We start from the raw sequence: 14,417 nt of genomic DNA, 5'->3' as shown, positions 1-14,417 counted from the left end.
GTCATTGGTCATTGGTCATTGGTCATTGGTCATTGGTCATTGGTCATTGGTCATTGGTCATTGGTCATTGGTCATTGGTCATTGGTCATTGGTCATTGGTCATTGGTCATTGGTCATTGGTCATTGGTCATTGGTCCTTTGTCCTTTGTCATTGGTAAGGGTTTGAGCGGTATTTACATAAATTCATATCGTTGAGTTCATGTTTTCCAACCTACTTACTTTGGTTTAAAGTGAGAAGAATAATGAGTAATATGACAATGAATCGACTGCAAAAAGCTATTACAGTTTTCGGCATAACTGCCACAGTGAATGTTTTAGGTATCCTTGCTTCTATTGACCCAAACGGGACATTATTTAGTATAGCGACTGCTCAGGCGGGACAAACTGGGGAAGAGGAGGTGCTGGTTAGGTCTACAGCGAGGGATGTTCACGTTCCACTCTCAGAATCACCCCATCAACTTACCCAGTCGAATCCTGCGCCAGGAATGAGCCGTCCTGTGACGGATGACCTTGATGTTAGTCTTTTAGCTAAAACCGTTGCGAAGTTTATTCAAGCTGAACGCTATCAAACGGAATCTGAAATGCAATTCAGCTTTGAGGCACAGGGTTTTACAGGTCAATTTTCGGTGTTGGTTAAAACAATTGCCCAATCTCCCCAGCAGTTTCGCACCGAAATTTCTACACCTGAGTCGGGGGAATTTGCCCAACCGAGTTATATTGTGGTTTCTGACGGGAGTCAGGTATGGATATATAACCCAGAATTAAAGCAATACGCCGTGAGCGATTATGCACAATTTAATCAGTCGAATGATAGCTTTTTAATTGGCTTTTCTTCGATGTTATTCCTGGAAATGTCTGCCCCATTCCGGCAAGCTTTTGCTGACGGAGAAGTTTCGTCAGAGGGGATCATTGAACAGCTTGAATCAGTTTTTCAGGCGGAAGGTGATCTGCCATTGCAGGGTAATCGCCTAAATCAAGAGGGGCAAGATTATTATACTTATAGTTATCAGGATCGCGAAGCTGGATTTACGTTTACATTTTTGGTGGAACCGAATACAGCAGAAGTGACTCAGCTACAAATGAGTGGAAAAGCAGATGGAATGGATATCAAGGTGACTGAACAAATTCTTGACCGTGTACCCTCTCCTAGGGTGGCGGCTGATATCTTTACCTTTGTGCCACCAGCCGGGGTCATGCAAGTGGAATCTATGGCAATTGACATTTTTTAGATAATGTCTGAGGATTAGTAAGAGTTGGCATTTGACTTTTTTTGTACAGGACTTACGCAGCCACACCAAATATATTGGTTAAGGTGCGTTACGCTTCGCTAACACACCCTACATATAGACTTTTTGCGTAAGTCCTATTGATTCATCTTGAAGTAGATTACAACTTAATTAGCTATGACCTTGATTAATAGACCCCTGAGAATTATCGCGATCGCGTTTTTTTCCAGCCTACTACTGTTTGTGTATGGCTGTCAGCAAGCGAACAATGTGACTGAGGAACCTGTAACTGAACCTCAAGAAGAAGTGACGGAACAACAAGCTAGCACCGCTACTGCGATCATCAACAGCACAACCGATCCCTCAGCAGTTTTGGGAGAGGCTGAGTTTACCACAACGGCGGACGCTATGTTGATTGAAGTAATGATGACCAATGCGCCAGCAGGAGAACACGCTTTCCACATCCATGAAACCGGGAATTGTGCGGAGCAAGGGAATGCGGCTGGCGGTCATTTTAATCCCGATGATGTGAAACATGGATTAATTACCGAAGATGGCTTTGAAAATGCTCATGCGGGAGATTTAGGCAATATTACGATTGCTGAAGATGGTACGGGGACAAAAAGTCTAACGGTTGAGAAACTCATGTTTACTGAAGGGAATTATGCGATTGGGAATCTGTCGGTGATTCTTCATGACAAACCTGATGATTTTGGTCAGCCGACGGGTAATGCTGGCGGACGAGTTGGCTGTGGAATTATTGAGGTGACTGACTCGTAGGAGTTGAATAAAATCCAATCGGGTTAGGGATTTGTTTGCTTACCTTGAAATCCAATGGCTTGTCATCGAAGCCTTGCTCTAGCTGTTTACAATGATTCATGAAGGTAAATCCCCAATTTCTTTAAGAAGTCGGGGATTTAAATCTCAAATGACGCGATCGCAGATTGCAGCTATAATATTATCAGTGTTGTTCCCTGTGGCTGGATCGGATTATGCTCCACTTTAAAAAACTACTTGATACAATTACTTTAGCCCTTGCGGACTGGGAAACGTTACATCAGACAATATTAATCCCTAACACCTATTTCCACCACAAGACTTATTCAACCTATCTAACTTAATAATAGTAAGGATTATCGGGTTCAGGTACTGTTTCAATCTCACTCGCGTCAATCACCAATTGCCGTTTATCTTGTAATGTTTCTGTCATCATTTCTCCTTTAACTTTTATCCAGGTATCCGGTTTATAAGCGTTACGATTTCCCTTAAGTTTCACGGGTAAACTGACTGGATAAGCATCCGCTGCACAGCAGGTAATCACAAAGCGAGTTACTAATAAATAGTTCGAGGATAGGTTTTGGGGATAAACGACAAACCCTTTAACATTAACCGCTTGACCCGCATATTCATCAGGTTCAGGATAAACACTCAGGGTGCGAATCCATTCAATCAGCGATCGCGCTTCGGGTTTGCTGGCGCTGCGAAAGGATTGAGGCTGGGTGCGGGTGGTGGTTAAAGATTCCATGACACCACGTTGAATGGCTGTCTGGCTGGTGAAGACTTTGGGTTCGACTAATAACCCTAGAATCGCTGTGGCTAGCAGTAATCCTGTACTCCAACCCGGTGGAAACCAGCTAATATGTTGCATCATCGGCATGGTTTTGGGATTTCGGGGTGGTAATTGACCGATGACTTGAATGGCTTTTAACACCGCCAATACTAGCAAAAGTATCCCGGTTCCTAGAACTAAGCCAAAGTAATTCGGGTGAATGAGTAACTGTAATTCGCCAGTGATCCAGTATTGAATCAACAAAATACCCCATATTCCTAGGGTGATAATATCAAGGATGGGGAGTAAAAGACGTTGTTTTTTAATCATTGGTCATTCATCATTCGTCATTGGTCATTGGTCATTGGTCATTGGTCATTCGTCATTCGTCATTGGTCGTTTGTCAAATAATTCTCTCATGCAAAATTTAGTCAGGGCGGGTTTTGAACAAACATTATTATCAATGGCGAAACGCTAGTCCCTAAACCCGCCCCTACAAACCTTTCTAACTAACTCAGATGTAAGTTAACCATTAAGGTGAGCAAAAAGGTTAATTGGGCGGCGAGGGCAAATAAGTAAAGAATTGTCCTAGCTTTAAAGACGGAGAACATTAAACCAATTGCCTTGATGTCTATCATTGGACCAAAGACTAAAAAGGCTAATAATGAACCACTGGTAAAGGTTGAAGCAAAGGCGAGGGCGAAGAAGGAGTCAACCGTTGAACATATAGAAACGACGGCGGCTAATAGCATCATCGCCAAAATTGAGGTGACAGGACCCGAACCCAAACTGAGGATGATTTCACGGGGAACAGCGACTTGAATCGTCGCCGCGATCGCACTCCCAATAATTAACACTGCGCCTAACTCGCGTAACTCTTGCACCGTATTGTCAAGGAACAAACGCCAGCGATCGGACCAAGGCTTTCGGGCGGGGGTAGCGGCGAGTGAAGCTTGCAGAACTGTTGCATCCATGGGGAGGGGAGTTCCCGGTTGACCCAGTAAAAATGTACCGGATTGCAGGAGGGCGGGTTCCGGTTCCTGTTGCGGTGACGGTTTGATTATTTGTTCTCTGGGAAGCACCATGGAACGGGTAACAGCCTGTTGCAACAAAGGGTGCATATCTTTTTGAATGCTGAAGACGCAACCGATAACAATCGCAATACCCAGGGAAAATAAGACCCGTAAGACCACAATTTCCGGCTGATCGCGAAAAGCTACCCAGGTTGACCAAATCACAATTGGGTTAATTGTCGGGGCGGCTAGCAAAAAGCCGATGGACACCGATACGGGTGCGCCTTGTAGCAGTAACCGCCGGGACACGGGTACATTCCCGCATTCACACACCGGGAAGAAAAATCCCGCACAACTCCCCACAACCGCACCGAGGAAGGGGTTCTTCGGTAAAGCAGCAATCAACCGTCCCTCATCGACGAATAAAAGCAGCAAGCCGGAAAATAAGACGCCAATGAGTAAAAATGGGATTGCCTCGACCAGCAAACTCAAGAAAAGGGTAAAGGCGTTGTTTAGCTGACTCATGCGTTTCGCGATCGAGGGTGTTTTTACACGTAAGCGCTATTGTATCAGATAGTTTACAGCCAGTGAGGGCAACGGGGATCAAGGGAGACTTAGTACCATTCACGGTGCAATAAATCAAATCAGGATTTACTGTTCCCTGTTCACTAATCTCAACCGTTAACTTTAACTTTGTCTGACTACTTAGGACATTTCAGGAATGACAACCAATTACTTAGAATCAGAAAAGGCTCGTCTAATTGCGTTTTATCTGCCGCAATTTCATCCGATTCCTGAAAATGATCAAGCCTGGGGAAAAGGGTTTACAGAATGGACAAATATTGCCAAAGCCAAGCCGTTATTCCCCGGACACGACCAACCTAAAATTCCGGCTGATTTAGGATTTTATGACTTGCGTTTACCCGAAGCCCGACAAGCGCAAGCGGATCTGGCAAGGGCGTATGGAATTGAAGGGTTTTGTTATTGGCATTACTGGTTTGGGGGTAAGCGGGTTTTAGAACGACCGTTTAATCAGGTCTTAAAATCAGGTGAGCCAAATTTTCCGTTTTGTTTAGCTTGGGCAAATCAAACTTGGACGGGAATTTGGCACGGTTGTCCGGATCGGGTTTTAATTGAGCAAACGTATCCTGGTTTGGCAGATTATACGACTCATTTTTATACCCTATTGGAGGCGTTTACTGACCCTCGTTATATCACGGTTGAGGGTAAACCTTTATTTCTGGTTTATAATCCGGAGGAGTTGCCAGATCCGAAAATTTTTACGGACTGTTGGAGAGACTTAGCGATTAAATCTGGGTTAAAGGGACTCTATTTAATTGGAGTTTCCCGACATGAATACTGGTTTCCTGAACCTAATGGGTTTGATGCGTCTATTATTATCAATCCGGATTATGTTTTTACACAAGATTCAGCCCGAATTTTTCCAGAGAAGCAGGGTTTAACTAAAGTTAAGCAAAAGTTCAGTGCGTTTTCATCGCGGAGGTTCTACCAAAAATATAAACAGTTTTCGGATTATCCGCTACTTTATTCTTATGAAAAAGCGATTAAGTGTGCGTTTAAGGGAAGTCATCCGTATTTTGTGACTTATCCCTGTATTTTTCCGAACTGGGATAATACGCCGAGAACAGGTATCTATGGGTTGGTGTTTCTCAAATCAACGCCGGATTTGTTTAGAGTTCATCTGCAAGAGGCGATTGAAACGGTATCGGAAAGGGAATCTGAAAAGCGGCTAATTTTTATCCGTTCGTGGAATGAATGGGCGGAAGGTAATTATTTGGAACCTGATCTGAAATTTGGCAAGGCATTTTTAGAGGTTATTCGCGATGAAATTTATAGTTGAAATAAAAATCAGAATCTGCGACTGAAGTCACAGCTACACAAACTTGCGTCCGCCTGCGCGGACTGGATAATAAAGAGGTTTGTAAACCGGGATTTGGTATGATTGTTGTGTTCCCTATTCAGCAATCCAATGGAAAATTGTAGAGCGTTAGCGAGTTGGGTGCATGTCAACGCAAGTAGGTTAAGCTGTTCGGCATTTAAACCCTAATGTCTGTCAAGAATTGTAAAATCCTTGTAGTGCGTTAAGCGAAGCCATGCCGCAGGCTTTGCATCTTGCTCGCTACCCATTCCCAATTTAAATGCGTGACAGCTTAGTCCCTTGGAACGTAGGCTCTCGCCTTCTCGTACTCGCCTAGGAGAACCTGAAGAGTAGAGTAACCCAACGAGAGCGGGTGAGCTTGAGTATCTTGTGCTTTCCCTGACATGCTCCCTAGTGAGTTCACGAAAAATGGTCTTACTTTTCACGGGAAGAAACCTGCGAAAGTCTGGGCGGGTTTAGTCACATCTAGGTGCAACCGAAAAGATAGTAGTAAAACCCGCCCCTACAAAAGCGCCAGATTCCCTCGAAGGTTGTGAAGGGTCACACGCCATGTTCGACTAGCGATGTGAAGGCTCAATGTCGTGAACACTAAAGAAAAATATTCTCTTTTATTAGGATGAATAGCATTTAGGAATAGAGGTGAAAAATAACCATGTCATACAGTGATTTTACCTTAGAAAATCTAGAGAACGACTTTAATCTGATTATTCAAGAGCGAGTTGAACTCTTTGACTCAGTACAACCTGTCCCGCCTAGCCCACTATTGAGTGAAACATTAGAGGAAAATATCCCTCTGGCATTAGAGATTAATACGGAAAAAGCACGTTCTGAGATGATTATTACTCCCATCCTCATCGAAGTTCGCCGAAAATACAACCGCCAGATCAGCCTATTTTCGGGAACTGACTTTAATATTGATAAAGACAGAGGACTGAATGGTAGATGTGATTTTATTCTCAGTCATTCGCCCAAACAGTTAGAAGTGACAGCACCAGTCGTCACACTGGTGGAAGCTAAGAACGATAATATTAAATCAGGAATTCCCCAATGTATTGCCGAGATGCTCGCGGCTCAGATTTTTAACGAACACAAAAATAATGAAATTGGTTGTATTTATGGAATTATTACAACCGGAAGTATTTGGAAATTTATCAAATTAGTCAAAACGACAGTTTCTATTGAGCGCGGAGAACATTATCTGAATAACTTGGACGCGATTTTGGGGATTTTCTCACAGATTATTCAGACAACTCGTCCTCTATCTCTACCCTTAGAACTCTGAGGGTTGCGATAACGTTTGACCTTTTAAGACCAAATCCGCCTTGATCACCCCATGCAAGCGATTGAAATCGCTGCTACACAAACTTGCGTCCGCCTGCGCGGACTAGGTTATAACGGGGGTAGCTAACCCAGATTTGGTATAAGACGTTTCGCCGGAACATCTCTACTCTGGATCTCTGGCAGCAGATAATGGTACAATTCATCCCGATAAACCTAACCTTTGCTGTGTCTACCACCGTTATCGATTCAGTGCAAATTGAACGGGCTGATGTGTTGACCCGCTATTACGCTTGGCAAGCGCCAACGGTTATCATCTCAGATGGTGCTTATGGATTAGGACTTTTCCCAGGTGATCCGCCCACACCAGCAGATTTAGCTGATTGGTATGCGCCTCATATTAAGGCTTGGTCATAAATGGCATCATAGTCATGGAATTACGAATGTTTGGTCGGAACCAGCAGTTCGGGGTAAGGAACGCCTGAAAAATCGGCAGGCAAAATGTCTTCATGGAAATCAGAAGCCTTTACGTTTAATTGAACTGAACTAAATGTTTGTGCCGTTCCTGTCTACCCAATGCTTCTATCTCCTCAACCAAGTTGGGAATATCTAACTGACTCCACTTTTGTTCCTGGAGAAGTTTGGCTTGTTCCTGTGTCCATCCATAAAAGTCGAGTTCGTAAGCTGGAGACGATTTATTGGTTGTTTTCATCGGTTTATTTCGTGGCTAATCTAATGATAGTTTAGATAATTGCTGGTCAATAATTTCTACGGCTATGGGTTATCGGGTCACTACATCCTATAATTTTGATTCAGGGAAGGGGACTGGGGAATTAGATTTTTCAAATGGCTCATCTTTCAGGGGACTGATGCCAATCCATGTCTGATGGCGCAATAATCAAAGATGGCGAAATAGGGAATAACTGCTGTGCAACCGACAAAGCGACGCGAACAAATTGAACAAATTGTAGTCACCGCTGAGCAGATGCGCGATATTGAAGGGCGTATCTTTGAGGCGGGAATGCCTGTCGCGGCGTTGATGGAAAAGGTGGCGGGGTTGATTACGAGGCGGATTCAAACCCTTTATCCCTACCCGCAAACGCGGCGCGTGGGCGTGTTAGTGGGTCCGGGACATAATGGTGGTGATGCTTTGGTGGTAGCGCGGGAGTTACGGTGTCAGGGCTACGAGGTGCTGATTTATCGTCCGATTAATAAGCTTAAGGAACTAACATCCCACCATGCTCACTATGCTGAAAGTTTGGGGATTCCCTTTTATGAGCAGATTCAGCCGTTGCTGGATTGTGATTTAATTATTGATGGATTGTTTGGCTTTGGGCAAACGCGATCGCTCGAAGGAAATCTGGCGGATACGGTTAAGCAATTGAATCAACTATCTCAACCTATCCTCAGTATCGATTTACCCTCTGGAATTCACACGGATACCGGGGAAGTCTTGGGTACGGCAATTCGGGCAAGTCGCACATTCTGCTTGGGGTTATGGAAGCAGGCTTACCTGCAAGATCAAGGATTGGATTATCTGGGGGAGGCGGAATTAATTGATTTCGGTATCCCCTTGGCGGATATTTGGGCAGTTTTGGGTCAATCACCGGGACTCATGCGGGTGACTTCCTCAATGGTGCGGGATTGTCTGCCGTTAAAACGTTCAGCCGCTACCTATAAATATAAGGAAGGGCATCTGCTGCTGATTTGTGGCTCAACCCAATATTCTGGCGGTGCCATTTTAACCGCACTGGGGGCGCGGGCGTCTGGGGTGGGAATGCTGTCTGTGGCGGTTCCGGATTCGCTGAAACTGTTATTAGTTAGTCATGTGCCGGAATCGCTGGTGATTGGGTGTCCGGAAACCCCCAGTGGCGCGATCGCACAACTTCCTGATTCTGTAAACTTAAGTAAATTTAGTGCGATCGCCTGTGGTCCGGGTTTGACGCTGGATGCTAAGTCTTTGGTTCAAGGATTAATGGGGGTGGAATGTCCCCTAATCTTAGACGCCGATGGCTTAAATAGTTTGGCGGAACTGAAAACGATTCCCACGTTAATTCGGCGTCAGGGGGCGACGGTTTTAACCCCCCATATCGGTGAGTTCAAGCGATTATTTCCTGATTCGGCGGAGTTACTTCCAAATCGCGTAAGCGCGGTACAGAAGGCATCTCAGTTGAGTCGATCCGTGATTTTATTAAAAGGCGCCAGAAGTGCGATCGCGAATTCCCAGGGATCGGTTTGGTTGGTGCCAGAAAGTACACCCGCCCTAGCCCGTGGTGGGAGTGGAGATGTTCTCACGGGGTTGATTGGCGGTTTAGTCGCACAGCCCGCTACAGCCAAATTTCCCCTAGACGCCACCGTCGCGGCGGCGGCTTGGTGGCACGCCCAAGCGGGAATTTTAGCCGCACAGGAACGCACCGAGTTGGGTGTGGATGCTTTTACCTTGTCAGAGTATCTCATACCTGTGTTTCAACAAGGCAGAGGGTAGTGATGGGGGACACCTCGACTTCGCTCGGTGTGTCAGATGGGGGACACCTCGACTTCGCTCGGTGTGTCAGATGGGGGAGATTATGTAGGGGCTCACTTTCACTACTATCTTTTTGGTTACACCCAGATGTAACTAAACCCGCCCCGACTAAATGACGAATAACGAATAACGAATGACGAATGACGAATGACGAATGACGTTCCCGAAATTTGAGATATAAGAGATTCAAATAGAAAGACAGGGGTAGGATAACACCAAAGATTTTGTGAACCTTTACTAAAGTCTACAGCCGTTAGACGAAATTCTCTACTCCAGAAGTGTTTATAGCAGTAGTTTTCCGGAAGGTTCATTCCTTGAGCAGTCTTTCCTTGCCATGGTTATAGGGGTAGAAACAAGGTCAGCCATTCTTGATTCTGAGTTTTTCACTCAATCGTTACGTTTACCTTGAACACTTGCCTTGACAAATGGTCTCCGCACAGATAATATTTTTGACTTTGTTCAACAACCAACAATCATCAAATCCGGGGATTTCTTATTTGTCAAGTATTTGGCTGTCTGGCAACCGAACGATGACTAACTGAACCCTCCATCCTTAAATTCCCCATTGTGTGTTTCCCATGACTAATGAACTACTGCAACAAGTCCGGATTTTAGATCCGGTGTCTGGAACCGACGAACTCGCGGATGTGCTGATTACAAATGGCATGATCAAGGCTGTTGCACCAAAAATTGCGGACTGGTCAAGTGATACTGTGGTGCGGGATTGCCAAGGTCTAATTTTAGGGACTGGCTTAGTTGATCTTTACAGTCATTCGGGGGAACCCGGATATGAGGAACGAGAAACGTGGGCATCACTCCTAGCGGCGGCGGCGGCGGGAGGCTTTACCCGACTAGCCATTTTGCCGGATACAGTACCACCATTAGATAATCCCTCTGGACTTGCCCCTGTGCGCCAGCAGGAACATTCCCATCCCAGCCACTCTTCTCCTCACCTATATTACTGGGGGGCGATAACCCAGGGCGTGGAAGGACAACAGATGACGGAACTGGCTGAGTTAGCCGCCGCAGGCGTCGTGGGTTTCGCCGATGGGCGTCCTTTATCGAATCTGGCTTTACTGCGGCGAGTGTTAGAATACCTGCGCCCGTTACAACTACCGATAGCGTTATGGGCGTGTGACCCAAAGTTAAAGGGAAATGGGGTGATGCGGGAAGGGGCGAACTCTATCCGTTTTGGTATCCCCGGAAATCCCGCCATGTCAGAATCAGCCGCCTTATCTGCCATCTTAGAAGTGGTGAGTGCGATCGCGACTCCGGTACATTTGATGCGAATATCAACCCGTCGCGGTGTAGAACTGATTCAAGAAGCGAAAGCACGAGGGGTTCCAGTAACCGCGAGTACCTCTTGGATGCATTTGCTGCTGGATACTCAAAAGTTAAGCAATTATAATCCCAATTTACGCCTAGACCCCCCATTAGGCAATCCCGATGACCGCATCGCCCTCATCGAAGGCATTCGGGATGGCGTGATTGATGCCATTGCCATTGACCATACCCCCTACACCTACGAAGAGAAAACCGTGCCCTTTGCCGAAGCGCCCCCTGGAGTCATTGGTTTAGAGTTAGCATTACCCCTACTTTGGCAAAATTTAGTGGACACGGGCGTATGTTCAGCGTTGCAACTGTGGCAAACTCTTAGCACAAATCCAGCGTTTTGTCTAGGTCAATCCCCCGCCAAGATTGCCAATGAGCAACCCGCCGAACTGGTGTTATTTGACCCGCAGCCGAGTTGGACAGTGGCACAAGATACCCTGAAATCCCTCTCCAGGAATACACCGTGGTTTGGGAAAAAACTTAGGGGACGCACGGTTCAAACTTGGTCAGGACAGGGGAAGTAGGGGAAGCAGGGGAAGTAGGGGAAGCAGGGGAAGCAGGGGAAGTAGGGGCGGGTTTGACGGATAACTTATGGCGCCAAACCGATAACTTAACTAAACCCGCCCTTTCGTTACCCAGTTCGATAAGGAAATGTCTCGGTTGAGGCTATGCTTCCCTTGAAATATAACATTTAAATACATAACTTTATAAACCCACTTATTTTCAATTTTTGGAAAAGATCAAAAATTTATTATCTATTGCCTTTAATGAGAACGATTGCCTTAAATACCAGTGAAGCTGATCGTAAAGATCAAACCGTGTCAAGCCGTGGGCTACTTATATTGTTATACTGCCACTGGGAGATACTATTCAATCAAGACTCGATAACCAGATAACCACTCATGCAGCCCACCGACGCCAGCAAATTTACCGACAAAGCCTGGGAAGCGATCGTTAAATCCCAAGACGTTGCCCGCCGCTGTCGCAATCAACAGCTAGAAGTTGAACATCTGGCGATCGCACTCTTGGAACAAGAGGGGTTAGCCGCCCGGATTCTATCACGGGTGACGGTTGATGTGCCAAGGTTTAAGCAGCAGTTGGAAGCCTTCGCCAACCGCCAAGCTAAGGTGAATAATGTTGACCAACTCTACCTGGGGCGAGGCTTGGATATTATGCTGGATAATGCCGAGGCATCTAGAGTCGCCCTGCAAGATGACTATATTGCGGTTGAGCATTTACTTTTGGGATTAGCCGCCGATGAACGCATCGGACGCCGCTTATTTAAAAGCTTTGACCTGGATAGTACCAAACTCGAAGCCGCCGTTAAAGCAATTCGGGGTTCGCAAAAAGTCACCGATCAAAGTCCAGAATCCCGCTATGAAGCGCTAGAGAAATTTGGGCGGGATTTGACCGAACAAGCCAAAGCCGGGAAACTTGACCCGGTAATCGGGCGGGATGAAGAGATTCGTCGAGTCATCCAAGTCTTATCCCGCCGTTCCAAAAATAACCCGGTGCTGATTGGGGAACCCGGTGTCGGCAAAACCGCGATCGCAGAAGGATTGGCACAACGCATAATTAATGGAGATGTACCCGAATCCCTCAAGGAACGCCAGTTGATTTCCCTGGATATGGGGAGTTTAATTGCTGGGGCGAAATATAGAGGGGAATTTGAAGACAGACTCCGCGCCGTCTTACGGGAAGTTACCCAGTCCGATGGGCATATTGTCCTGTTTATTGATGAATTGCATACCGTTGTCGGTACCGGATCAGGTCAAGGAACCATGGATGCCGGGAATTTACTCAAACCCATGCTAGCACGAGGCGAATTGCGCTGTATTGGTGCCACCACCTTAGATGAGTACCGCAAGCATATTGAAAAAGACGCCGCCTTGGAACGACGGTTTCAACAGGTACTGGTGCGACAACCAACGGTAGAAAATACGATCTCTATTTTACGGGGACTCAAGGAACGCTACGAAGTTCACCATAATGTAACCATTACCGACTCCGCCTTAGTCGCCGCCGCGACACTATCGAATCGGTATATTAGCGATCGCTTTTTGCCCGATAAAGCCATTGATTTAGTCGATGAAGCCGCCGCCAAGCTGAAAATGGAGATTACCTCCAAACCCGTGGAACTCGAAGCCATTGATCGCAGGCTGATGCAGCTAAAGATGGAAAAGCTGTCCCTAGAAGCTGAAAGTCAGCGCCAAGGTGTCGCAGCCGTAAGTAGTGCCTATCAGTCGTCTCAGGAACGGTTAGATCTGATTGAGCAAGAAATAGAACAACTTGAAACCAATCACGAACAGCTTAACGGACAATGGCAATCGGAAAAACAACTTTTAGAAGAAATTAATGACCTGAAAAAAGAAGAAGACCAACTTCGGGTTAAAATTGAGCAAGCAGAACGCGCTTATGATTTAAATCAAGCCGCCCAGCTTAAGTATGGACAATTAGAAGTACTCCAGCACGATCGCGAAGCCAAAGAGACGATGATGCTGGAACTCCAGGCAAAGGGTTCCGCCTTACTCCGGGAACAAGTCACCGAAGCCGATATTGCCGAAATTGTCGCCAAGTGGACAGGGATTCCCCTAAAACGATTGCTGGAGTCGGAACGCCAGAAACTGTTGCAGCTAGAAGGACATTTGCATAAACGGGTGATTGGGCAAGGCGAAGCCGTGGAAGCCGTCGCCGCCGCCATTCGTCGCGCTAGGGCGGGGATGAAAGATCCCGGACGCCCTATCGGTTCATTCCTCTTCTTGGGACCCACAGGAGTGGGTAAAACGGAATTGGCGCGGGCTTTGGCACAGTTTCTCTTTGACAGCGAGGATGCATTAGTCCGGATTGATATGTCCGAGTATATGGAGAAACACGCCGTTTCCCGGTTAATTGGCGCCCCTCCAGGATATGTGGGCTATGAAGAAGGGGGACAAATCACAGAAGCCATTCGCCGCCGCCCTTACTCGGTGGTGTTGCTGGATGAAGTGGAAAAAGCACACCGGGATGTATTTAACATTTTATTACAAGTCCTTGACGATGGACGCATCACCGACTCCCAAGGGCGAACCGTGGATTTCCGCAATACGATTATTGTCATGACCAGTAATATTGGCAGTGATCATATTCTCAGTGTGGCGGGAGATGATGCCCAGTATGAGGAGATGCGGAAACGGGTAACTGAGGCATTGAGAAAGCAGTTTCGTCCCGAATTTGTCAATCGTGTCGATGATATTATCATCTTCCATACCCTGACGCGCAAGGAACTGCGGCAAATTGTCGAGATTCAACTCAAACGGATTGAACGGTTGTTAGCGGATCAGAAAATCTCCATTGAACTGTCCCCGGCGGCTCTAGACTATGTGGTGAATGTCGGCTATGATCCTGTTTACGGGGCGCGTCCTCTGAAACGGGCAATCCAACGGGAACTCGAAAACCCCATTGCCACGAAGTTATTGGAAAACACATTTGGGGCGGGAGATACAATCCTCGTCGATTGTCCGGATAACGTCCTCAGCTTTAGTAAAAAGGAAACGGTAAATTTGCCGGAACCGCAATCGGTACATTGAACAGGTTTCGTAAAAAATCTTCATCAAAT

13 protein-coding genes are annotated in these 14,417 nt (G+C 46.3%); 9 read left to right on the top strand and 4 right to left on the bottom strand.

Annotated features, from left to right (window positions below; translation table 11 throughout):
- Positions 1-242 precede the first annotated feature (242 nt).
- Both RIG27_RS28330 and RIG27_RS28325 read left to right on the top strand, forming a co-directional pair.
- The gene (locus RIG27_RS28330; protein ID WP_446350471.1) at positions 243-1,229 is read left to right on the top strand and encodes a LolA family protein; all 987 of its coding nucleotides are present in this window, start codon (positions 243-245) and stop codon (positions 1,227-1,229) included.
- A gap of 174 nt (positions 1,230-1,403) precedes the next feature.
- A complete protein-coding gene (locus tag RIG27_RS28325; RefSeq protein WP_446350470.1) occupies positions 1,404-2,006 on the top strand; it encodes a superoxide dismutase family protein in 603 nt (200 codons plus the stop codon).
- A 337-nt stretch (positions 2,007-2,343) separates the two neighbouring features.
- On the opposite strand, the gene RIG27_RS28320 is transcribed toward RIG27_RS28325, so the two are convergent.
- Together RIG27_RS28320 and RIG27_RS28315 are read right to left on the bottom strand one after the other, a co-directional pair.
- Complete coding sequence (locus RIG27_RS28320) at positions 2,344-3,105, bottom strand: TIGR03943 family putative permease subunit (protein WP_446350469.1); 762 nt, start codon at positions 3,103-3,105, stop codon at positions 2,344-2,346.
- 179 nt (positions 3,106-3,284) lie between these two features.
- Positions 3,285-4,313, bottom strand: a complete 1,029-nt coding sequence (locus RIG27_RS28315) for a permease (protein ID WP_446350468.1) — start codon at positions 4,311-4,313, stop codon at positions 3,285-3,287.
- Positions 4,314-4,509: 196 nt separating this feature from the next.
- On the opposite strand from RIG27_RS28315, the gene RIG27_RS28310 reads away from it, so the two are divergent.
- The 3 genes from RIG27_RS28310 (at position 4,510) to RIG27_RS28300 (ending at position 7,383) form a co-directional block, all read left to right on the top strand.
- Positions 4,510-5,649, top strand: a complete 1,140-nt coding sequence (locus tag RIG27_RS28310) for a glycosyltransferase WbsX family protein (protein WP_446350467.1) — start codon at positions 4,510-4,512, stop codon at positions 5,647-5,649.
- Between the two features lie 691 nt (positions 5,650-6,340).
- The gene (locus RIG27_RS28305; RefSeq protein WP_446350466.1) at positions 6,341-6,970 is read left to right on the top strand and encodes a hypothetical protein; all 630 of its coding nucleotides are present in this window, start codon (positions 6,341-6,343) and stop codon (positions 6,968-6,970) included.
- 188 nt (positions 6,971-7,158) lie between these two features.
- Positions 7,159-7,383, top strand: a complete 225-nt coding sequence (locus RIG27_RS28300) for a hypothetical protein (RefSeq protein ID WP_446350465.1) — start codon at positions 7,159-7,161, stop codon at positions 7,381-7,383.
- A gap of 115 nt (positions 7,384-7,498) precedes the next feature.
- Here the strand turns inward: RIG27_RS28300 and RIG27_RS28295 are convergent, their stop codons facing one another.
- Positions 7,499-7,678 (bottom strand): DUF29 family protein, encoded by a 180-nt coding sequence (locus RIG27_RS28295; protein ID WP_446350464.1) that lies wholly within the window; start codon positions 7,676-7,678, stop codon positions 7,499-7,501.
- 216 nt (positions 7,679-7,894) lie between these two features.
- Between RIG27_RS28295 and RIG27_RS28290 the strand changes: the two genes are divergently transcribed.
- Positions 7,895-9,451, top strand: a complete 1,557-nt coding sequence (locus tag RIG27_RS28290; protein WP_446350463.1) for an NAD(P)H-hydrate dehydratase — start codon at positions 7,895-7,897, stop codon at positions 9,449-9,451.
- Between the two features lie 116 nt (positions 9,452-9,567).
- Here RIG27_RS28290 and RIG27_RS28285 read toward each other — a convergent pair whose 3' ends face one another.
- Positions 9,568-9,801 (bottom strand): hypothetical protein, encoded by a 234-nt coding sequence (locus RIG27_RS28285; RefSeq protein WP_446350462.1) that lies wholly within the window; start codon positions 9,799-9,801, stop codon positions 9,568-9,570.
- Positions 9,802-10,068: 267 nt separating this feature from the next.
- Between RIG27_RS28285 and RIG27_RS28280 the strand changes: the two genes are divergently transcribed.
- From RIG27_RS28280 to clpB, 3 genes are all read left to right on the top strand, one after another.
- Complete coding sequence (locus RIG27_RS28280) at positions 10,069-11,346, top strand: dihydroorotase (protein ID WP_446350461.1); 1,278 nt, start codon at positions 10,069-10,071, stop codon at positions 11,344-11,346.
- Positions 11,325-11,486 carry a hypothetical protein gene (locus RIG27_RS28275; protein WP_446350460.1) on the top strand — a complete coding sequence of 54 codons (162 nt, stop codon included), beginning with the start codon at positions 11,325-11,327 and terminating at the stop codon, positions 11,484-11,486. Before RIG27_RS28280 ends, RIG27_RS28275 begins: the two co-directional genes overlap by 22 nt.
- 238 nt (positions 11,487-11,724) lie before the next feature.
- Positions 11,725-14,388 carry an ATP-dependent chaperone ClpB gene (gene clpB, locus RIG27_RS28270; protein ID WP_446350459.1) on the top strand — a complete coding sequence of 888 codons (2,664 nt, stop codon included), beginning with the start codon at positions 11,725-11,727 and terminating at the stop codon, positions 14,386-14,388.
- Positions 14,389-14,417: the final 29 nt, after the last annotated feature.

This window comes from Coleofasciculus sp. F4-SAH-05 (assembly GCF_040222985.1).
GTDB lineage: Bacteria > Cyanobacteriota > Cyanobacteriia > Cyanobacteriales > Coleofasciculaceae > Coleofasciculus > Coleofasciculus chthonoplastes.
Note: the sequence above shows the minus strand (reverse complement) of the source record. Positions and strands in the feature narration are given on the sequence as shown.